We start from the raw sequence: 20,780 nt of genomic DNA, 5'->3' as shown, positions 1-20,780 counted from the left end.
AAGTCCGCTTATGATTGTGGGGGCTGTACTAAAGAAGCATTACGATAAAACTGGCTAAACTGTTCAACTTGGCTGCTTATTGCAGAAAGTTTAGCTAGTGCGACGACATGTTGGTACGCAGCGGCTTGACGTTGAATATTGACTGACGCTTTAAACATTTGCGCATCGACGACATCAACAGACGTCGCTAAACCTTGGGAAAAAGCTTTTTGACGCATGCGTAGATTTTCCTCCGCGAGGGTCACACTTGATTTTAAGCCATTGTATTCTTCCAAAGCTTGGCTGGCTTCACGGAAAGTTTTTTCAACTAATAAGCCTAAATCACGTTTTGCCTGAGATTTTAAATGGCGAACTTGTAATTCTAGGCTATGTGCCGCCTGTACTTTTTCCGAACGACCACTATTGTCTATAAGAGGGATAGAAATCCCAACACCGACTGCCCAATCAGGGGTGACTTTTGCCGCTAGGCTATCCCCTTTATAGACATTGTAGTTACCAAAGGCAGCCACCGTTGGCATATAGGCAGCCTTTTCAATATCGATGACGCGTTTGGCTTGATATTGCTTGCTGTCGAGTAAGGCAAGCCCGGGATAGGCCTCGAGGGTTTTATGTTCATAGTCATGTAACTGACCAAACTGTTCTTGAGTGAACAATGGCGTCGTTGGATGCACACCGTTTTGGTGGATTAAATCGTTGAGTGCAAGCTGAGTTATTTCATAGTTGCGCTGGGACTTTTTCTGGTCAACTTTAGCCTTGTCGAAAGAGGCTTGAGCTTGCAGCAGCTCAACGTAAGCAATCTGGCCTTGTTGTTGCAGTTTTAGAGCATTTTCATAATGGGCTTGCAAACCGTCAACTACTTGCTGATTTACATCGACGACTTGCTTGGCTAGTACCACCGCAAAATAGGTTTTAGCAAGCGATTCAAATTGTACCTGACGCTCCATTTGCCAAAGGTGTTTGGCTGACTCACCTTGCTCTCTAGCAATATCAATCGCCGCTTCGCGTTTACCACCGGTAAAAATCGGCCAAAGAGCTTGAATGGAACTGGTAGTGACATCTTGCTCGGTAAAATTAGTCACGGTATTAATACTTGATAAATCGAGACCAAACCCAGCTAAGCCGTGCAGAAGGTCTGGGTTTGAAGCGATTGGCTCAAGATCTTTTAAATCTAAGGCGACTGGTTTTTGTAAGCGAGTGTAGCTGCCTTGCAAGTCCACCTTGGGGTAGTACAAAGATAAGGCTGCTTTTGCTAAAGCGTCGCTGCGGTCAACATTGGCTTGATTAGCAGCAAGTTTATCACTGGATTGTAGCAGTGTGTGCCAGGCTTGTTCGAAATCCATTGCATAACTGCTCTGAACAAAACCGATGAAAATCAAACTCGTTATAAGTTTGGGGCGAAATAGAATTCTTAGCACGCTGCATCCCTAGTCTAATTAGAGTATATACTCTAAATATATTATTACTGTGTAGCAAGCCCTAAGGCCAGCAAATTCGCATTTCGTACTCATTTACCATAATCTAAGATCTGATCTGGCGCTAGGCATGTCGAGAGATTGAGTTCTATTTGATCGCATATGCCTAGGATCATTCTTGTATTTGTTAGTTAGGGACACAATATGCGTTATCGATTACTGGGAAGTTCGCAGCTTAATGTGAGCGAAATCTGTTTGGGCACTATGACTTGGGGGGAGCAGAATACGCAAGCTCAAGCCTTTGAGCAGATCAATTTTGCACAGAGTAAAGGAATTAACTTTCTCGATACTGCCGAGCTCTATCCGGTACCACCAAAACAAGAAACGCAAGGTGTAACCGAAACCATCATCGGTAATTATTTTAAGCAACACAAAAATCGTGATGAGTTTGTGCTAGCTTCTAAAGTTGCAGCCCCTAGTGCTGGTGGCCGCGGTGAGCATATTCGCCCAGATATGTCCTTAAATTGGACGTCGATTCATCAGGCCTTGGAAGACAGCTTAGAGCGCTTACAAACCGACTATATTGATTTGTATCAGGTTCATTGGCCTGACCGTGCCACCAATTTTTTTGGCAAATTGAATTATGAACATGTCGACGGTGCCGACGAGACCCCAATTGTCGAAACACTAGAAGCGCTGGGTGAGTTAGTTAACTCCGGAAAGGTTCGTTATATAGGTATTTCCAACGAAACCCCTTGGGGAGCGATGCGTTATTTGCACTTAGCTGAAAAACACAATTTACCGCGTATCGTGAGTATTCAGAACCCATATAATCTTCTAAACCGCAGTTTTGAGTCGAGTCTAGCTGAGATATCACATCGCGAAAATCTACCATTACTAGCATACTCCCCGTTAGCCTTTGGGGTATTAAGTGGTAAATACTTAGATGGACAGTTTCCAGAAAATGCTCGTTTAAGCGTATACAAACGCTTCAATCGCTACCTAAAAACTGAAAAAGCTCAACAGGCGACTAAAGCTTATGTTGAACTGGCACAAGAGTTTGCTCTTAATCCAGCGCAAATGGCCTTGGCCTTCGTGAATGGCCGAAGTTTTGTAGGCTCCAACATAATTGGAGCGACTAGTCTGGATCAGCTTGGGCAGAACATTGAAAGTGCTCAAATTAGTTTAAGCGCAGAGCTTATGGGCAGAATCGAAGAACTTGAGACGCGCTATACCTATCCTTGTCCCTAAGACTTGGAGCGTTTTCTGAAAAAGAATACGCAAATGGGTAAAAAATAGATGGGTAGCTGCATAGCACCCATGTAGACCATGTAGTCGCTTCCAAGGTAAATCCCGGCTACGCTGTAGGTCAGGAGTACATTTCTATTGGTGGCTGTGATCGCAGCCATCAAGGCAAGATCAGCGCTATGTCGACGATAAAGTGCGTAACTAAGCGCAAATATAATCAAACACATCACAAAAGCCAGTGCCAGCCATAACAGCGCACTGCGCGGATCAACATCAAATTGCTGTCGAAATGCGCCCATCAGTCCTAAGGGGAAGAAGAACACTACCAAAATCGTATATGGGCTGATACGGGTAACCGCGGCGTTGACGCGACTGGCACCAAATAGACGCGGCGCAAATAAACTGATGGCAATCGGTAATACGATGTAGATTAATAAGCGGCGGCTATATTCAATGAAATCGATGCTAACCGCATCTTGGCCGATCCAAAGTTGAGCAAGGGCTGCATTAAGTAGCAATACAAAAGGCATAAGCAAGGTGGAACATAAAGTCATTGCCATGCAAGCTTGCGCATCAAGTCCAAGTGAGCGAACAATAGCTGGGCTTGCAAACAAGGAACCAGTGGCTGCTACAGCAAAAAGCGGCATCAGGGTTTGGAGGGGGAGATCCAAAGCCCAGACAAGTAAGGCACTAATCAATGTCAGCCCTAAGCTGTGCCAAAGTGCATACAACCAAGGTTTACAGCTACTGAGCTCAAGAAACAGGTGTTTCATATTCAAGCTCAGCATTGTCAACACCATCAGTACAAAGAGTACCGCGGGAAGGTAAGGCAGTAAGGCGTTTGAAAACTCGGGTAAAGCAAAACCAATCAGAGCGCATGCACTAAGCAAGGGTGACGAGTAGCGTCGCAGAAAATCAAAGATAGCAGTTTGCCTTAGTGGAAAGTTTGTGGTGTTTACTATTGAGCGTATTGCGCCACAAATTCTTGAAGTTCTTCAATACCGCCAATATTTACCACATTTTTATAACCTAAAGCTATTAGACTTTGCTGTGCAATGCCTGAGCGGCGACCACTACGACAATAAAGCAGCACTGGCGTTGATTTATCGGGAACTTGCGCTGCTATTTGCAGCTGAATTTGATCATATGGGATGTTTACCGCACCGCGCATATGTCCAGACTGATACTCTTGTAGTGTGCGTACATCGATCATTTGACCTTCATTTAGCCACTGCGACATGTTCTCTTGGGCCTGTCCCAAAGCAGATACGACTAGCAAAAGTAACGCTAAAAAGCTTGGTTTCATTCTAATAATCCTTTATCGATTGGTAAGTTATGCAAGCAGTTTACAAGGGCTACTCTTGTTTTCAATTGTTAGCTTTGTAGACCTTATCTGCTCTAGGTGGAGTCTTCATTTAATCGTTGATTGTTAAACTCGAAACTAAAGTAAATGGCACATTATTGGTCTTTGAGTGGTACATCGCTTTATCTGCTTTGTCGATCACTGAAGCTAGCTCTTTATCATCGTGAGGTAAAATTGCAATGCCAATGCTTGCTCCCACAGAAATATCTTGTTTTAGTTTTTCGACCTTAACTGGGCTTGAAATTAGCTGCTGTAATTTCTTGGCGATCCCTGCTGCTTCATGCTCGTAGTTCTGATGATCATTAATGTTAAACAGCACTAAAAACTCATCCCCCCCAACCCGAAAGCAAATATCGCTACTTCGCAATTGTTGGCGTAAACGAGTCGCAATTTCAACCAGTAGCAAATCGCCAATGTCGTGACCATGGGTGTCGTTAATCGGTTTGAAACCATTAAGGTCGATATAGGCGACTCCTAAGCATCCTGAATCCTGAATAGCCAGATACTGCTTCTCAATCACATTCTCTAGATGACGACGGTTAAACAAGTTGGTGAGCGCATCGGTACTTGCTTCGTTTTTTAGATTGTCGATAAGTTCTTGTACGGTTGAATAGTCTTGTATGGTGGCAATGCCGCAGTCTTGTTGTTTATAAGTGATGTTTGCAATGGAAATTCTGGCATTAAAGCCTTCGCCGTTAGCATTGAGGCAGGGCATAATACTTCGCGACATCATGGCTCGAGCTTGGGATTGATTGGAAATGAAACTACTGACTTTGTGTTCATGCCCCTTTACCACATCGGTTTTCATTAAGTCATCTAGTCCTAATGACATTAGCTCTTTCTTTTGGTAACCAAAGAGTTTAGCGCAAGAACGATTAGCAAAGAGAATGTTCGATTGTTTATCAACAATGAGAATTGCGTCGACAAGAAAATCTAAAAACCGGGAAATTTCGTCGCTTTGCTGCATAGTTGGAACTGACTCATTGGTTCACATCAAGTTTATTAAACTAGTATATCCCTGCTTTTATGTGAAGCTTTAAATGCCACATAAAGTAGGGTTATTGAAGCCAGATAAAGGGGTAAGACAGTTTTTTGCAGAGCTTGAAAGGTTAGAACGACAAAAATCCCATTATTCTTGTCGCTATTTAAGAGGGACTAGGCTACTGAATCGCTGCTAAGAAGTCGCTGTCTTCGAGATAAAATGCGAAGTCTCCATCTTTCATAAACTGCTCTCTAGGTTTATCCATTGTGCGAGCGGCCTTCACCGCTTTAAGCATTTGGGCTTTGTTCCGGTTTAGCGAGTGTACGCAAGCAAGGTTGTAGACCAAGGTTGGATTTCTGCTGTTAACGAAATCGAAATCAGGACCAAGTAAGGTGTCAACCACTGTAGATAGTACGGCTTTATTATCCCCAACCGCATAAATAATGAGTCCCTGACTGGCGATGACTGACACTGAGTATTGTATTTGTTGGTCATCAATGTCTTTAACCCGCGGAAAAACATCGTTCGCATAAGTATTAAATATCAGTTCAGCACTATCTAAATCACCTTTGCTATTGGCGTCTACTAACAATTGAGACAGCTTCATCCCTAAATCTGAGGCATAGATTGTATAGCGTGGCTCAATCGCTATAAGCGCCTTCGAAAAGGTTAAGAATTTGCCCAAGGCTTCTGAACTAGATTTTGCTTCAATATAATAGCTCTCTAGGAGTTGCTTTTCATAGGCAACCAAAGCTGTTGTGCCGTTGCCTTGACGCGCAAATTCTGGGTCATCAGGACCAAAGTATGGATCGCTATTAATATTGTTATCAGTGATATAGGTAACATTACTAGGCTCGAGCATTGTCCATGGTGAATTCTCTGCTAGAGGGTTAGTGGTTTGCGGCTTAGCGTTGATGCATTGCTGTGTAACGCTAGTAATTGTTGCTTCATCTAACTCGCCCTTGGCTGAGAAAAACTCGTTTTCAAACTGTAATCCTTCGGCATTGAGTTGGGCAATAAAAGATTCTGGGATCATATCTGGTTGTGGATTAAAACCGAGTTGAAAGGTATCAAATAAGCCTATTTTGAACTGACTCACTGTAATTTCACTTGATCCGTCGTTATTGCTTGATGTTTCACTTCCGAGGTAAAAATATTTCGCATCAGCGGGTGTGATGAGGGGAAGAGCATATTTGCTTCGACCTACGCTGTTGTTGGCAGGTAATAAGGCTCTGAACTGTTGCGGAAATTGATTGTCCTTACTAAATGCAAATACGGGACTGTTGATATCTCTAGTACTGTAACCTTCGATTACAATCGATATTTTTTTGTCGACGCGCTGACTAAGCTTAGCTCGGACTTGATGAGGATTGGCTTCGACTTGGGTTTGCTGTAACTCAATAGTGCTTTCTTCTTGATCAATGACTTTCCAAGCACCGGCTATTTTTGCATCGACGGCACCACCCATAAAAACAAAACAAAAGCTTTGATCGTCTAAGAGAAATAGTTCCGCCAGTGTTTCACGCTCACTTGATGAATACTTACCAACAAAGTTTTCTGCGGTATTGGCTTGCAGTGCTGTGCTTAATAAACATAGGCCGAGTATGGTGGCGCGAAAATTGATTGTCATTCTAAAATCCATTTAAGGTGAAAACCGAAGTATTTGGTAATTATGCATTGAGAAGCGGTAGCTTACAGCATTGCGAGAACAACTAATCAGTTATTAATCATTAAGCCTAAACTATCGCGCCAGTCTTAAAACTTTGAGACTTAAGAACAGAAAATCATGTTTTAGAGTGATATTGTCGGAGAAGGTCTGTATTTCAGCGGCTGTCGTTACAAGGGAAGCCCCGTGGTGGGTATTAATGGGAGTATTTCGTGAGCTATACCGGACAAATCATTACTTTTTTACCTAACCGCGTTTGGCGCTCCTATGTTGGCGGAAAAACCTTAGATCGCATTCAAAACGTCACCCAAGCAAGTGACACACACTTTCCAGAGGAGTGGATAGCGTCGACGGTTCAAGCGGTGAACCCAGGCAGAACAGCTCACATTGAAGGGATATCTAAAACAGTCATTGAAACTCAACAAGTCGATTTTGCAAGCTTGATTCAATCCGATCCCGAATACTTTTTAGGTTTTAAACACTGCCAAAAATATGCTGCAAATCCTATGGTTTTAGTGAAATTTTTAGACTCAGCCGTGCGCTTACACTTTCAAGCACACCCGAGCGCTGAGTTTGCCAAGCAAAAACTGAATTCTAGTTCGGGAAAGGCCGAGGCCTATTACATACTCGATATCAGAGAAGGGACAAATGATCCTTATATTTATTTAGGCTTTCAACACCCGCCAAGCCGCAGTCAGCTTAAAACAATGATAGAGAATCAAGAGATTGATAGCATTGAATCTTGCTTTAAGAAAATCAGTGTCAGACCTGGGGATTGTTTCTATATTCCCGGTGGCATGCCACATGCCATTGGCGAAGGTATTCTTATGATAGAGGTCATGGAGCCTTCAGACTGGGCTGTGCGCTTTGAATTTGAAAAATCCGGATATACGTTGCCGGAAGAAGCCAGATTTATGCAAAGAGGCTTAGATTTTTGTTTAGATGTATTCGACTACACTCAGTACACACCTGAATATATACTTGAGAACTTCAAACAAAAACCACGCAAGTTATTTGAATATAACTCGTTTTCTTTCAAAGAATCACTAGTCGATAGCAGCAGTACCGACCGATTCAGAATTTGTAAGTCGACGATTAAAGGGAAGGTGAGTAAGTCGGAAAACGACTTTTTTATTGCGGTGATTACCCGCGGTACATGCACCATAGAAACGGCGGAATCAAGCCTTCAATTATCGCAATATGACACTTTTTTCTGTCCCTATGGCCTTGAGGAAATCACCATTATCTCTGACTCTGGAGTCGAAATAATCGAGTGTTATCCACCAGTGTAAGCTAGCAACTGCTCCCACACACCTTATCGATTTGTCACTATTGATAGAACAAGTAAATGTTTACCAATTTAAAGCTACATTTCTGAAATTGACAAATACTTCGTTTATAACGATAGCCTAGAAACTCGCAAATTTGAATTCAAACAACTGTTTTAATAATGTTGCAACCTTGTTATATTGCTTCGACTATTGGCGCATAGTTATTAGCGAAATAGTGAGCAACACTATATAGATTGTTTCGTGGTTTTCACCTCGGAAACGAAAGAAAATGCCGACCAGCATAATAAAAAGCAAGCTTCGATGATGCGCGCTATAACAATAATAAAAGGACAATTTATGCCCTCACAACCTACAGACGCAAAGCATAGCCCCTCAACCCCTCAATACCAAAGGATTGGAAAACTAAAAGTTGCTAATGCTTTTTACGACTTCATTAATCAAGAAGTATTGCCGGGCTTGGAAATTAATCTGCAAAAATTCTGGCCTCAGTTTGTTGAGTATCTACTCGAATTTACGCCACAAAATCGCGCATTGTTGCAAACCCGTGATAGTTTACAGCTACAAATTAATGATTATCATTCAAAGCACCAGTCGATTGATGCACAGCACTATCAACAGTTTTTAACGCAGATTGGTTATCTTGAACCTGAGCCAGGTGCCAGCGATATTTCGGTTCAAAATGTTGATGCTGAGTTGTCGACTTTAGCCGGCCCACAGTTAGTGGTGCCGATGATGAATGCGCGCTATTCATTAAACGCCGCCAACGCTCGTTGGGGAAGTTTATACGATGCTCTCTACGGTACTGATTTAATCCCAGATACGCCGGAGCTTAGCCGTGATGGCGGCTATAATCCGCACCGCGGGGATGAGGTTATTGGCCAAGCTAAGCGTTTACTTGACCAGCACTTCCCACTGCAAACCGGCTCCCATCAAGACGCAATATCGTATTCCATTCTTGATGACAAGTTACAAGTTGGGTTTGTCGATGGCAGTTTTTCTGCACTTAGCAAGGTTGAGCAATGCTTAGGCTTTACCGGGGATGCACAACAGCCTAAAACACTACTTCTACGGAATAATGGTTTGCACTGGGAGCTACAATTTGATGCGCAAGGGCTCATTGGTCAAGGCGATAGCGCTTTCATTAACGACATGTTACTTGAGTCTGCACTCACCAGTATTATGGATTGCGAAGACTCAATTGCAGCGGTGGATACACAGGATAAAATCGCAGTTTATCGCAATTGGTTAGGTTTAATGAAAGGTAATCTGAGCGAGCAAGTAGACAAAAATGGCCGTAGCTTTACTCGAAGTTTGAATCCTGATCGCGAATACTTGGGTTTGAATGGTGAGCGCATTGCTTTAAGTGGGCGTGCTCTGATGTTTGTACGCAATGTTGGGCATTTAATGGATACCGACTTGGTGCTCGATGACCAAGGCCGTGAATTTCCGGAGGGCTTAATTGATGCGGTCGTAACCGCCATGATTGGAAAACATGATCTGTTAGGGAATAGTCCATTTCGTAATTCTAAAACTGGTTCAATTTATATCGTAAAACCTAAAATGCACGGCCCAAGTGAAGTCGAGTTTTCCAATCAGGTTTTTGCACGGGTTGAACAAATCATTGGTCTTAAACCCTACAGTGTAAAGTTGGGTATTATGGACGAAGAGCGCCGTACTAGCCTAAATCTTCGTGCTTGTATTCAAGCGGCGAAAGAGCGTGTGGTGTTTATCAATACTGGTTTCCTAGATCGCACCGGAGATGAGCTACACACCTCTATGTTTGCAGGTCCGATGGCGCGTAAAGGTGATATTAAAGATAGTGTTTGGATTAAGGCCTATGAGCTTAGTAATGTGGCGCAAGGTTTGGCTTGTGGATTAAGTGGTAAGGCTCAAATTGGTAAAGGAATGTGGCCCAAACCAGATAATATGAGCGAAATGATGGCAGCCAAAATAGCCCATCCGCAAAGCGGGGCAAACACAGCCTGGGTTCCTTCCCCAACAGCTGCAACCTTACATGCTTTGCATTATCATTTAGTTAAAGTCGCCGATGTTCAAAGCCAATTGAAGCAATCTCTTGAGGCAAAGACGGACGTATTTACAGACTATCGTCAGCAATTATTAGTACCTCCTTTGGCTCAACATTGTGATTGGACGGATCAGCAACTCGATGATGAACTTGATAATAATACCCAAGGCATACTCGGTTATGTTGTACGCTGGGTAGAACAGGGCGTTGGTTGCTCCAAGGTGCCGGATATTAATGGTGTTGGCTTAATGGAAGATCGTGCAACTTTGCGGATTTCTAGTCAGCACGTAGCTAATTGGCTACAGCACCAGGTGGTTAGTAAAGCGCGTGTGGTGGCAAGTTTTCAACGCAGCGCTAAGTTAGTTGATCAGCAGAACAGAACTGACTCTGCTTATCATGCAATGGGGCCAAACCTTGAACAAAGTATGGCTTATTTAGCAGCGCTTGATTTGGTTTTCAAAGGCTGCACTCAGCCTAGTGGATATACCGAACCACTGCTGCATGCTTGGCGTCGCAAATTTAAAGCCAAGCAGCAGCAACGCCAATCCAGTGCTGAACTAGTCTCTTAAGCTAAGTCTTGGGTTGGTAAGCTTTAACAAAATTTTGTTGTTCAATTTGACGAAAAGCATTTGGGCGCACATGTTTGATAGCGTCCATTGCTTTGTCATCACTCCAGCCTAATTCCTTAAGAATAAGTGCGGCGATTAAGCCTGTGCGACCACTTCCACCCATACAATGAATAAACACATTTTCTGAGCCCGCTAATAACTGCTTGATACGAGGCAATACTTCGTTAAAGCGCTGCATTGTTTGGGCATTGGGTACGGTATCGTCTTCGATAGGTAGATGAAACCATTGCATACCAATGGTTGAACTTTGCGGGCCTAAGTCTTGAACCGAGCATTTATCCATCTCTTCACTGGTGATTAAGCTAATAACGGCACTGCAATGACGGTGAATAATATCTTGTAAGCTAGTCACTAGATCGACATCTTTAGTGCCTGGACAAGGGCCTAGGAAAAGCGAGCTTTCGCTGTTAATAGTTAACTCATAGATTGGGTGTTGAGACACAATTACACTCGAAATTTTCTAAAAGGAAAGAATGTACCGTGAGTGGAGCAATGAGGCAAATGCTAATCTGCAAAAAGCAAAAGAGCAGCTTAGAAGCTGCTCTTTACCACCGGTGGGCTCTGTTGGGTAAACAGGCTGTTGCAATTTAGTAAGATAATACTAGCTGCTTATGAGCTACCTACAGGCCGGTAAACCTGCGGTGACTTGAGTCTTGTGAGCTCAAGCTTTACTCCAAACCGTTAGATATATAATAGAATTGTATGGCTAGAATGTGTTTGCGTTGTTTGCTAGCTATAGCTAAATAATAGCAATTATTTTGTTAAAATGAGCGCTATGCTAGTGTAATGTTGTGTGATGTTTGCCATAATCTGCAATCTTCATATCTGTTAAAGAAATTTTGATGATCAAACTAGACCGCACCGACCGTCGTATTCTGGAATTAATGCAAGCTGATGGTCGTATCAGCAATTTAGAACTGGCCGATAAAATTGGCTTGTCGCCTTCACCTTGTTCTCGCCGAGTCAAAGCTCTTGAAGAAGCTGGATTGATTGCTCGCCATGTAACCCTTCTCGATCCGGTTAAATTGAATCTCAACTTAACCGCATATATACATATTTCTATGGATAGGCACACGCCAGATCGATTTGAAAACTTTGAAACCAAGGTGTCGAGCTACGAAGAAGTTTTAGAATGTGTATTAGTAACGGGCACTGATGCTGATTATCAGTTGAAGGTAGTCGTGCCAGATATGGCGCATTACCAAGAATTTTTATTAGGTAAATTGACCCGAATAGACGGCGTCACGGGTGTGCGTTCAAGCTTTGTATTACGCGAAGTTTTCCAACACACCGCTTTGCCTTTAACGCACATTCGCTAGTTTAAGGCGCTCGTTAGGCGCCTTGTGATTTTTTAAGCTTTGTTGGCTAAGTAAAGATCGCGTTTGTTGGTGTATTTTTGCACCAACTCGTCGCTAACCGCTTGTTCAAAAGGCAGTAGCTTACCAAGTACCATACGTTTTTGACCGATTCCAACTTGGCCGTTTTGACCCATCACCTTAAAATTAAGTAGTGCGATGTAGCGTTTGCCCTCAGGTACAAGTTCACCTCCAGCAAACTCAATACTAGCGTCTTCAAGCTCTAAGGAATCGAGATGTAAGCTCATGCTTTCATAGATAACTAAGGGGCGGTTAAGGTTTAGCATGAGATCATGCTGTTTCAGTAGCGGTTCAAGAATATGCGGGAAATTCTGTCCGGAAAAGCGTACATACTCTTGTACGAGGTTACTAATTAAGGCTTGGTCGAAGGTATGCTGGCCCTGATGCGCAACCTTTAGATAGCATTTTTCATCTTGGTCTTGCAGTTGGGCATGGCTTTCATCAAGTTGAGCAATGTGTAGTTTTCGGTCATCATTGATCATGCCTGCAAAGTTTACTGTCACTTCTTGGCTTAGACCTAATTTACTTAATACCACTGAGAACAATAAATCGCCAGGTACACAAAAACGTGATGAATCGGCATCGTGGATCGCGTTAAAGTCGTTCGCTACGCTTTTGGCAAAGTCGCATGCTTGCTGTTTTGTGAAGCTAAATTGTTCGAGTTCGCTATTGTTGCTCGATGATTCACTGTAGTAATGCTTTAAGTTCATGAGTATTGCTTATTCCTATATTAGGCGCACATGCTAACAAAAAAAAACCAACAATTGGACAAACCAGCGGTAGTTGATGCAAATGATATTTAAAAATGAAGCCGAGAATACTAGAAAGATGGCGGTTGCTTCACTTAGACTAGGTTAATTACCATGCTTAAACTGAACTCAAGTTATTGTAAATACAGTTATAATATTTTCTAGTATTTGTGCTCAGAGAAGAAAACCCTGCTTTCGGGCAAACTGGAATAGTTTTGGACTCAAGTAATAAATCATTACGCAAATGATGCGAGGGAATAATGAAACGAATTTTGTTGATTTTGGCGCACCCAGCGCTGCAAAAATCTACAGCCAATGCCTCATTGCTTAAGGCCGCCCAAGGATTAGATAATGTAACGGTCCATGATTTGTATCAGGTCTACCCTGATTCATTTATTGACGTTGCACGAGAGCAGGCATTGCTACAAGATCATGACATTATCGTATTTCAGTACCCATTTTATTGGTATTCCTGCCCGGCCATTGTCCATGAATGGACAGACTTAGTGCTTGAATATGGCTTTGCCTATGGCGAAAACGCAACCGCTTTACAAGGCAAAGATTGGTTATGTAGCGTTAGTTGTGGCGGAAGCTTTAGTTCTTACAACATCGATGGTTACAACGAGTATCCTTTGATTCAATTCTTTTTGCCGTTTCGTCAAACGGCTAAAATTTGCGGTATGCGTTTTTTACCGCCATTTGTGCTCGACGGCATCCATAAACGAGCTTCAAAGGATCGTTTACAACGCAAATCACAGCTCTATAAACAGCTACTTATCGGGCTCTCCGAGGGCAGCTATCCCGAGGCCGAGATACACGAAGCGACCTTTTTGAATCAGCTTGAAGAACATCATATTCCCTGGGATAAACACGCGCGAGGTGGTCATGGAGCATAATGTATTGCTGGACGCCTTTGTCTATTTGGCAGCAACGATTATTGCTGTGCCTGTTGCCAAGCGCTTAGGTTTTGGCTCTGTTTTAGGCTATTTATTAGCTGGGATCCTAATTGGTCCATTCGTGCTCAATTTTGTCGGGAATCAAAGCGACGTTATGCACGTTGCTGAGTTTGGCGTTGTAATGATGCTATTTCTTATTGGATTAGAACTGAATCCAAAACTGTTATATCGAATGCGCTTGCCAATCATGGGTTATGGAGGTGCTCAAGTAGGCCTTACTTTATTGATGTTTATGGCCTTAGGACTTGGCTTTGGCATGGACTGGAGGGAAGCTTTAAGTCTGGGTATGATTTTGGCCTTGAGTTCAACAGCAATCGTATTGCAAAGTTTGCAAGAGAAAGGACAACTAAAAACAATTGTAGGGCGAAAGATTTTTGCAGTTTTACTATTTCAAGACATTGCCGTTATTCCTATGCTCGCAATTTTACCCTTGTTATCGACTCAAAGTGGCGAATTAAGTAATAGTACAAGCGGTATATCTCAAGCGATACAAGTGACGGCTGTGATTGCAGGTATTGTGGTTGGTGGTCACTATGTACTGCGTCATTTGTTTCGATTTGTGGCTAAAACCGGTTCAAGGGAGCTCTTTGTTGCAAGTGCACTTGCGGTTGTAGTCGGGGTGTCGTTGGCGATGACATGGGCTGGCTTATCACCGGCTCTTGGCGCATTTTTAGCGGGTTTAGTTTTAGCTGACTGTGAATACCGACATGAGATCGAATCTGACATTGAGCCATTTAAAGGATTGCTTTTAGGTTTATTTTTTATCTCAATAGGAGCTGGGATTAACTTTGACTTGTTGTGGTTTCAGCCAGTATTGATTGCCGCCTGTGTTTGCATCCTGATGCTAGGAAAATTGCTGATCCTATACGTCGTTGGTCTTATTTTTGGATTTTCGAAACGTCATAATAGTTACTTCTCGGTCACCCTTGCGCAGGGGGGAGAATTTGCTTTTGTGCTTGCTGGCGCTGCCTTGAGTTATCAAGTTATCGATCTGGCCCTATTGCAGCTGTTGGTATTGGTCGTGACTTTATCGATGCTACTGACCCCAATTGCATTGATTGTTTATGACAAATTCCTCGCCCCGAGATTTACTAGTGATATCAAGCGCGAAGCCGACCACATCGATGAAAGCAACCCAGTTATTATTGCTGGTTTTGGACGTTTTGGACAAATTGTTGGACGCTTGCTTCACGGCTACGATATTGGAACCACAATCCTGGAGCATGACGCCAGTCAGATAGAAACGCTGCGCAAGTTTAATTACACCGTGTTCTATGGCGAAGCAACTCGTTTAGACTTGCTAATCTCCGCCGGCGCTGAGGACGCTAAGCTGTTAGTGGTTGCATTAGACGACCCTGAGAGCACCTTACAAGTGGTAAGTTTAGCTAAACGGCACTTTCCTAATTTACAAATTATTGCACGCGCAATCGATCGAAAGCATGCCCGTCAATTAGAGGCTGCCGGTATCGATTACTGCATACGTGAAACCTTTGAATCATCGGTCGCATTAGGGGTTAAAGCTTTAGAACTATTGGGGTATAGGGCAAATCAGGCCTTTAGAGCTGGGCAAGTTTTTAAACGCTACGATCAAGGTTTACTAAGCGAGTCGGTGGGGCAAAATGATGAAGAGCGGCAACGTGTTAGTCGCTCCATGGATGCGCGAAACTGGCTAAACGCCTTATTGCAAGACGATGATTTAACAGCTCGAGTGGAGAAAGAAGACCACGCCTTTGAAACTGAAATGCCAGTGAAAGAAACCGGACGCTCAGCTCGCAGTTTATTGGCGGGCCACAAGCATAATAAAACCTCGCGCTAATGGCCAAAAGACATCTAACAGCTGGGTGCTAAATCCTTAGAGTTTTGCAGAGCAATAGGATATTGGTCGATAGCGACGGTTCAATGACAAGTTTGTAGCCGAAGGTCAATATTGTCTGCGTTCTGAAAACAGTACCAATTATGGCTTTGCAACAAGTTATAGGCTGTTTACGAGGTGTATTGATAGTTTTTAAGTATTTAGATAAGTTGTAATGCTGCGCTAATTTAACGCACTAGCTCTCGCAGCTCTAACAATCTAGAAATAGGTAAACTATGAATTTCCCTATTACACTTCCTGATACCCATAAGCCTTTGCTGCTCAAAATAGTCGAAGTTTTATCTAATGTTGATCGTATATGCGGCAACTACGATTGCTTGTGTCGAGTATATTGAAACCGCCTTTAGCTTACATATTCTGCCTTTGGTTCAGTTCAAAATTCTCTAGTAATAAAAATTTTCGTTCGAAACTAAAGTCTGTAATTCCCTACAAAGTTATAAACTTGAGGCCAACAATGGTAACAAGGCTTGGCTAAGTTTATCGCTATCGTGACGGATGATCCCGCCATCTTGGTCTAGTAATGGTGCTTCTATGACTTGATAGTTAGCTTTAAGTTGATTGATATCATCAACGGTGACCATTCGCGCTTGCTGTACTTGATAACGCTCTAATATGTCGGGATCAGCTGGTTCATTATTAAGTACAATGATGTCTATGGCTCGGCCGATGTAATGCTCTAAGGCCTCAATAAACGCTTCAAGCCTAAAGCCATGGGTTTCACCAAATTTGGTCATAATATTACTGACATAAATCAGCTTTGCGGGGCTATTAATTAGCGCTTCTTTTACCCCTGGTACCAATAGGTTTGGAATAATACTGGTAAATAGATCGCCGGGCCCAAGGATGATGGCGTTTACGTTACTAATACGCTCAATCACTGTTGGGTAAACTCGTACTTGGTCGGCATGATGGGGCACTAAAAAAACGTTGGAGATTTTTTCTCGCTGATTTCCGCGGGGAATATCAATTGCGCTTTCCCCAAATATCCGCTCTCCACTGGTTAATTCCGCAACAAGTGTCGACTTGTCAACGGTCACCGGCAATATTTCACCTTTTGCATTGAGTAGCTCAGCTAAGCCATGAATCCCTTCTGAAAACGAACCACTGTATTGGGACAACATAGTAAGCAACATATTGCCAGCGTTGTGTCCGACCAGGCGCTTGCCCTTAGTAAAACGCTTAAGTAATAAATCGCGAGCCATTTCTCGATAGGGTGATAGGGCTAACACACATTTTAGAATATCACCGGGGGGTAAAATTCCCAGCTCGTCGCGTAATCGACCGGTGCTGCCACCACTATCAGTCATTGATACAATCGCGCTAATGTAAAGCTGTTCCACATCGCGTAAACCCGACAACAATACAAATTGTCCTGTTCCTCCGCCAATAGTGGCGACTCGGATTGGAGAAGGGAGTTTGTAGCTGGGCGGGTTAGACAATGCAATGCTCCGTGACGCAGTAATTTAAGAATAGGTGCTTTGATTTTTGAACAAGCTAAAGGTTAAGTTATCTTTAGCTCTAGGTCAAAACAGTGAGAAAGCCCACAGCCTGAACATTGGTATTGTGAATGTTTTGGAAAATGACTGCGAATCGAAAGATTTACTCCAAAGAATTCATATTTTGTATACGCCTTGTGGCAGTGGGCTGATAAGATTGTTATATCTTTCGAAAAGAGGACTTTTGATGTTTGAATCTCTACCGGTCGCCAAAGCAGACCCAATACTCTCGCTAACTGTAGCATTTCGCCAAGATACGCGGCCTAATAAGGTCGATCTGGGCATTGGTGTCTATCGAGATGCTTTGGGTAAAACCCCTATTATGAAGAGTGTTAGCGCCGCCCAAGAGTATTTGTTTGCTCAACAAGAAAGCAAAGGCTACGTCGGTTTAGCCGGTAACGAGTCCTTTAATATAGCTATGCAGACCTTATTGCTTAATAACACCAATGCCATGGCTCGAGCCGCGACTATCCAAACCCCAGGCGCTAGTGGAGGCTTACGTTTATTGGCGGATTTGATTAAACAGGCAAAACCCAATGCAACGGTTTGGCTCAGTGATCCTAGTTATGTAAACCATCATCCGATTATGGAAGCAGCCGGTCTTAACGTTGCGTACTACCCATACTTTGATGCTCAAACGAAGCAAGTAAAAGAGCAGGCTATGCTTGAGTGTTTAGCTGGTTTGGGTAGCGATGACGTGGTTTTACTACATGGCTGCTGCCACAATCCAACCGGTGCAGATCTGTCTAAGCAAGCTTGGCAACAAATAGCGCAGCTTGCGCCCAAATGCGGATTTTTGCCTTTCATTGATATTGCTTACCAAGGTTTTGGCGACGGATTAGACGAGGATGCCTATGGCCTGCGTTTATTATCTGAAGTTTGCGACGAGATGTTAATTACTGCTAGTTGTTCAAAAAATTTCGGTTTGTATCGCGAGCGTACTGGTATGGCTTGTGTTATATCACCGTCAATCGAACAGGCACAAAACGCTAAGGCAAACTTGATGTCTTTATCGAGAAAAACCTACACCATGCCGCCAGACTGGGGCGCTGCATGTGTGGCGCATATTCTTGGGACTGAAAGGTTGACAGCCAATTGGCGAGAAGAACTCGATGTTATGAATCAACGTATTTTGTCGTTGCGAACAACGTTACGAGATGCGCTTAATCAAGCGACAAACTCAAACCGATTTGATTATATCGCTTTACACAAAGGTATGTTTTCAGTCACAGGGCTAACACCTAAGCAAATAGACTGTTTGCGTGATGATCACGCTATTTATATGGTTGGCGACGGACGGATGAATATTGCTGGTTTGCTTGAAGCGGATGTCCAACAAGTTGTTGAAGCTTTCGTTGCTGTTGGTGCTTAGTAAATATAAGTAAAGTAATTACTACAATTAGACAAGCAGCGCTATAATTGCGCTGCTTGCTTATGTTTAGCAAGGTACGATTCAAGCGAGGTAAGCGTAGTTTACGTATACCAACGTATTTAAAGGCACCTCAGCATCAAGGAGCTGGGTGTAAAGTCACGGATGAATGAATGTTTGAGGTTCGCCGTGTTCAAATTTACTTCTATCCTAGTTTTATCTCTATTTAGCTCGCTTGCTTCCGCAACGATTATAGTTGACCGAAAAGGCGTTGATGAGCGTGAGTATGCTGCTGACATGCACGAATGCACTCAAATGTCCCTGCAGGTTGAGCAAGAAGCCGCTACTCGTGGTGGGGCTGTAAGCGGAGCTGCAAAAGGGGCTGCGATTGGAGCGGCTGGCAAGGCCATTGCTGGTGGGTCAGGCACTGAAGGCGCTAAAACTGGCGCCGCTATTGGTATGGGAGCCGGCGTGTTATCTCGTGGTAGCGACAGGCGTCGAGTTGCCGATAACTTCCAAGCTGAGCAAGAGCAAGTTGTACGTAACTGCATGACTGGTCGTGGTTATACGGTCCTGAACTAGTGCGAACAGCACATTTGAATTAACGCCAAGGATGGTTACAATTATCTCGATAGCCTTAAGTGGTGTTCGCACAAAACCTCAATCGATACACCTTACGAGATGTAAGTCTAGTTTGCGTCACCCTAGCCTTGCATTAGTTTCCACTAAATCAATGCGGCAGTTCAATTGGCTGGCATTGCAGCTTGGGCCAGTTATAAATGCTAGCGCGCATGATTTTGGTGCGTAATTCTGAAATCAAATATTGTTTGCTCCAATCTGGTGCTAATGCATTTCTGTGCGCACCAAATTGGTGGTGAATAAAAATTGCCTAATTATCAATCGAAATAAAACCTATAAAATAAATCTTATAAAACAATGCTTTAATGAAAAAATTAATACTTTGGTATTATTGGCCTAGTGTTTGCGACACCTTGCATGACCGTTTACAAGGAGTTCAAACCAACATGAAAGCTACATCAAAATTTAAAGCAAGCGTTACTGGCCTCGCAGCATCTTTGGCCTTGTCATTCAATGTAGTTGCAGCAGACGACACCATTAAAGTCGGCGTGTTGCATTCGCTCTCAGGGACGATGGCGATTAGTGAAACCACACTTAAAGACACCATCTTGATGATGGTTGAAGAACAAAACCAAGCTGGTGGATTGTTAGGTAAACAGCTTGAAGCAGTTGTTGTTGATCCTGCTTCAGATTGGCCTCTATTCGCTGAAAAAGCGCGCGAATTGATTCAAAAAGAAAAAGTTGATGTCGTTTTTGGCGGTTGGACATCGGTGTCGCGTAAATCGATGTTACCGGTATTTGAAGAGCTAGATAGTCTTCTTTTCTACCCGGTTCAATATGAAGGTGAAGAGTCATCCAAAAACATTTTCTATACAGGTGCTGCGCCAAATCAACAAGCAATCCCCGCTGTTGATTATTTGATGAATGATATCGGTGTAGAGCGTTGGGTTCTTGCTGGAACTGACTATGTTTATCCACGCACAACAAACAAAATTCTTGAAGCCTACCTAGTTGCTAAAGGTGTCGCTGCTGAAGACATCATGATCAACTACACACCGTTTGGCCACTCTGATTGGCAGTCAATTGTGTCTGATATTAAGAAATTCGGTGCATCGGGTAAGAAAACCGCGGTTGTTTCAACGATTAATGGCGACGCGAATGTTCCGTTCTATAAAGAGCTTGGTGCCCAAGGTGTATCTGCAGAAGATATCCCTGTTGTTGCATTTTCTGTCGGTGAAGAAGAGTTATCTGGTATGGACACCTCATCATTGGTGGGTCATTTAGCGGCTTGGAACTACTTTATGAGCGTTGACACTGAGGTAAACGATGAGTTTATCGAAGCGTGGCAAAGCTTTATTGATAGCGATGAGCGTGTCACCAACGATCCAATGGAAGCAAGCTATATCGGCTTTAAAATGTGGGTAAAAGCGGTTGAAAAAGCCGGTACTACTGACGCCGAAGCTGTTCAAGATGCGATTATTGGTGTAACGGTTCCTAACTTAACTGGCGGCTACGCAACCATGCTGGCTAACCACCACATTACCAAGCCGGTTTTGATTGGTGAAATTCAAGATGATGGTCAGTTTGAAGTTGTGTGGGAGACGGGCAGTGATGTAGCCGGAGACGCCTGGTCTAACTTTCTACCTGGTTCAGCCGACTTGTTCTCTAGCTGGGCAAAACCATTTGCTTGCGGCGCGTTTAATGTCGTAACCAAGACCTGTTCAGGTCAAGTTACTGAGTAAGACACCCAAGGTGCTTAAGTTG

Annotated in this window: 17 protein-coding genes; 9 read left to right on the top strand and 8 right to left on the bottom strand. The window is 43.3% G+C overall.

All coding sequences use genetic code 11. The features are described from left to right. Positions 1-8: 8 nt before the first annotated feature. Complete coding sequence (locus tag DBZ36_RS20310; RefSeq protein ID WP_233558198.1) at positions 9-1,415, bottom strand: TolC family protein; 1,407 nt, start codon at positions 1,413-1,415, stop codon at positions 9-11. 201 nt (positions 1,416-1,616) lie between these two features. Between DBZ36_RS20310 and DBZ36_RS20305 the strand changes: the two genes are divergently transcribed. Further along, positions 1,617-2,663, top strand: a complete 1,047-nt coding sequence (locus DBZ36_RS20305) for an NADP(H)-dependent aldo-keto reductase (protein WP_120356815.1) — start codon at positions 1,617-1,619, stop codon at positions 2,661-2,663. Here DBZ36_RS20305 and DBZ36_RS20300 read toward each other — a convergent pair. The 4 genes from DBZ36_RS20300 to DBZ36_RS20285 form a co-directional block, all read right to left on the bottom strand. Next, positions 2,660-3,448: a hypothetical protein gene (locus DBZ36_RS20300; RefSeq protein ID WP_120356814.1), complete on the bottom strand. Its 789-nt coding sequence runs from the start codon at positions 3,446-3,448 to the stop codon at positions 2,660-2,662. The genes DBZ36_RS20305 and DBZ36_RS20300 overlap by 4 nt on opposite strands. Before the next feature lie 170 nt (positions 3,449-3,618). After that, on the bottom strand, positions 3,619-3,966 hold the full coding sequence (locus tag DBZ36_RS20295) for a rhodanese-like domain-containing protein (RefSeq protein WP_199711943.1): 348 nt from the start codon (positions 3,964-3,966) through the stop codon (positions 3,619-3,621). 109 nt (positions 3,967-4,075) lie between these two features. Further along, on the bottom strand, positions 4,076-4,990 hold the full coding sequence (locus DBZ36_RS20290) for a sensor domain-containing diguanylate cyclase (RefSeq protein WP_120356812.1): 915 nt from the start codon (positions 4,988-4,990) through the stop codon (positions 4,076-4,078). A 193-nt stretch (positions 4,991-5,183) separates the two neighbouring features. After that, positions 5,184-6,635 (bottom strand): TPR end-of-group domain-containing protein, encoded by a 1,452-nt coding sequence (locus DBZ36_RS20285; protein WP_120356811.1) that lies wholly within the window; start codon positions 6,633-6,635, stop codon positions 5,184-5,186. A 248-nt stretch (positions 6,636-6,883) separates the two neighbouring features. Here DBZ36_RS20285 and DBZ36_RS20280 point away from each other — a divergent pair, with 248 nt between their 5' ends. After that, complete coding sequence (locus DBZ36_RS20280; protein WP_120356810.1) at positions 6,884-7,963, top strand: class I mannose-6-phosphate isomerase; 1,080 nt, start codon at positions 6,884-6,886, stop codon at positions 7,961-7,963. A 336-nt stretch (positions 7,964-8,299) separates the two neighbouring features. Then, entirely contained in the window at positions 8,300-10,558 is a 2,259-nt protein-coding gene (locus DBZ36_RS20275) for a malate synthase G (protein WP_120356842.1), read from the top strand. A gap of 1 nt (position 10,559) precedes the next feature. Here the strand turns inward: DBZ36_RS20275 and DBZ36_RS20270 are convergent, their stop codons facing one another. Then, complete coding sequence (locus tag DBZ36_RS20270) at positions 10,560-11,060, bottom strand: dual specificity protein phosphatase family protein (protein ID WP_158589164.1); 501 nt, start codon at positions 11,058-11,060, stop codon at positions 10,560-10,562. A 400-nt stretch (positions 11,061-11,460) separates the two neighbouring features. On the opposite strand from DBZ36_RS20270, the gene DBZ36_RS20265 reads away from it, so the two are divergent. Beyond that, on the top strand, positions 11,461-11,937 hold the full coding sequence (locus DBZ36_RS20265) for an Lrp/AsnC family transcriptional regulator (protein ID WP_120356808.1): 477 nt from the start codon (positions 11,461-11,463) through the stop codon (positions 11,935-11,937). Between the two features lie 32 nt (positions 11,938-11,969). On the opposite strand, the gene DBZ36_RS20260 is transcribed toward DBZ36_RS20265, so the two are convergent. Then, positions 11,970-12,704: a DUF3581 family protein gene (locus tag DBZ36_RS20260; RefSeq protein WP_120356807.1), complete on the bottom strand. Its 735-nt coding sequence runs from the start codon at positions 12,702-12,704 to the stop codon at positions 11,970-11,972. Between the two features lie 299 nt (positions 12,705-13,003). Here DBZ36_RS20260 and DBZ36_RS20255 point away from each other — a divergent pair, with 299 nt between their 5' ends. Together DBZ36_RS20255 and DBZ36_RS20250 are read left to right on the top strand one after the other, a co-directional pair. Then, positions 13,004-13,639 (top strand): NAD(P)H-dependent oxidoreductase, encoded by a 636-nt coding sequence (locus DBZ36_RS20255; protein ID WP_120356806.1) that lies wholly within the window; start codon positions 13,004-13,006, stop codon positions 13,637-13,639. Next, a complete protein-coding gene (locus DBZ36_RS20250) occupies positions 13,629-15,515 on the top strand; it encodes a monovalent cation:proton antiporter-2 (CPA2) family protein (RefSeq protein ID WP_120356805.1) in 1,887 nt (628 codons plus the stop codon). The genes DBZ36_RS20255 and DBZ36_RS20250 overlap by 11 nt, the downstream gene beginning before the upstream one ends. A 491-nt stretch (positions 15,516-16,006) precedes the next feature. On the opposite strand, the gene DBZ36_RS20245 is transcribed toward DBZ36_RS20250, so the two are convergent. Continuing rightward, the gene (locus DBZ36_RS20245) at positions 16,007-17,011 is read right to left on the bottom strand and encodes a gluconeogenesis factor YvcK family protein (protein ID WP_158589163.1); all 1,005 of its coding nucleotides are present in this window, start codon (positions 17,009-17,011) and stop codon (positions 16,007-16,009) included. Positions 17,012-17,255: 244 nt separating this feature from the next. On the opposite strand from DBZ36_RS20245, the gene DBZ36_RS20240 reads away from it, so the two are divergent. From DBZ36_RS20240 to urtA, 3 genes are all read left to right on the top strand, one after another. Continuing rightward, positions 17,256-18,440 (top strand): amino acid aminotransferase, encoded by a 1,185-nt coding sequence (locus DBZ36_RS20240; RefSeq protein WP_120356803.1) that lies wholly within the window; start codon positions 17,256-17,258, stop codon positions 18,438-18,440. A gap of 186 nt (positions 18,441-18,626) precedes the next feature. Further along, positions 18,627-19,019 (top strand): glycine zipper family protein, encoded by a 393-nt coding sequence (locus DBZ36_RS20235; protein WP_120356841.1) that lies wholly within the window; start codon positions 18,627-18,629, stop codon positions 19,017-19,019. Positions 19,020-19,462: 443 nt separating this feature from the next. Continuing rightward, on the top strand, positions 19,463-20,758 hold the full coding sequence (gene urtA, locus DBZ36_RS20230; RefSeq protein WP_120356840.1) for an urea ABC transporter substrate-binding protein: 1,296 nt from the start codon (positions 19,463-19,465) through the stop codon (positions 20,756-20,758). Positions 20,759-20,780 lie beyond the last annotated feature (22 nt).

The organism is Alginatibacterium sediminis (genome assembly GCF_003610775.1).
Lineage (GTDB): Bacteria > Pseudomonadota > Gammaproteobacteria > Enterobacterales > Celerinatantimonadaceae > Alginatibacterium > Alginatibacterium sediminis.
The sequence above is the reverse complement of the archived record's forward strand: the minus strand, read 5'-3'. Positions and strand labels throughout refer to the sequence as shown.

Bases quoted from the DNA above. Each gene is read 5' to 3' on its own strand.
- DBZ36_RS20260 (WP_120356807.1), bottom strand. From the start codon at position 12,704: ATGAACTTAAAGCATTACTACAGTGAATCATCGAGCAACAATAGCGAA.
- DBZ36_RS20305 (WP_120356815.1), top strand. From the start codon at position 1,617: ATGCGTTATCGATTACTGGGAAGTTCGCAGCTTAATGTGAGCGAAATC.
- DBZ36_RS20300 (WP_120356814.1), bottom strand. From the start codon at position 3,448: ATGCTGAGCTTGAATATGAAACACCTGTTTCTTGAGCTCAGTAGCTGT.
- DBZ36_RS20240 (WP_120356803.1), top strand. From the start codon at position 17,256: ATGTTTGAATCTCTACCGGTCGCCAAAGCAGACCCAATACTCTCGCTA.
- DBZ36_RS20295 (WP_199711943.1), bottom strand. From the start codon at position 3,966: ATGAAACCAAGCTTTTTAGCGTTACTTTTGCTAGTCGTATCTGCTTTG.
- DBZ36_RS20275 (WP_120356842.1), top strand. From the start codon at position 8,300: ATGCCCTCACAACCTACAGACGCAAAGCATAGCCCCTCAACCCCTCAA.
- DBZ36_RS20250 (WP_120356805.1), top strand. From the start codon at position 13,629: ATGGAGCATAATGTATTGCTGGACGCCTTTGTCTATTTGGCAGCAACG.
- DBZ36_RS20285 (WP_120356811.1), bottom strand. From the start codon at position 6,635: ATGACAATCAATTTTCGCGCCACCATACTCGGCCTATGTTTATTAAGC.
- DBZ36_RS20290 (WP_120356812.1), bottom strand. From the start codon at position 4,990: ATGCAGCAAAGCGACGAAATTTCCCGGTTTTTAGATTTTCTTGTCGAC.
- DBZ36_RS20255 (WP_120356806.1), top strand. From the start codon at position 13,004: ATGAAACGAATTTTGTTGATTTTGGCGCACCCAGCGCTGCAAAAATCT.
- DBZ36_RS20265 (WP_120356808.1), top strand. From the start codon at position 11,461: ATGATCAAACTAGACCGCACCGACCGTCGTATTCTGGAATTAATGCAA.
- urtA (WP_120356840.1), top strand. From the start codon at position 19,463: ATGAAAGCTACATCAAAATTTAAAGCAAGCGTTACTGGCCTCGCAGCA.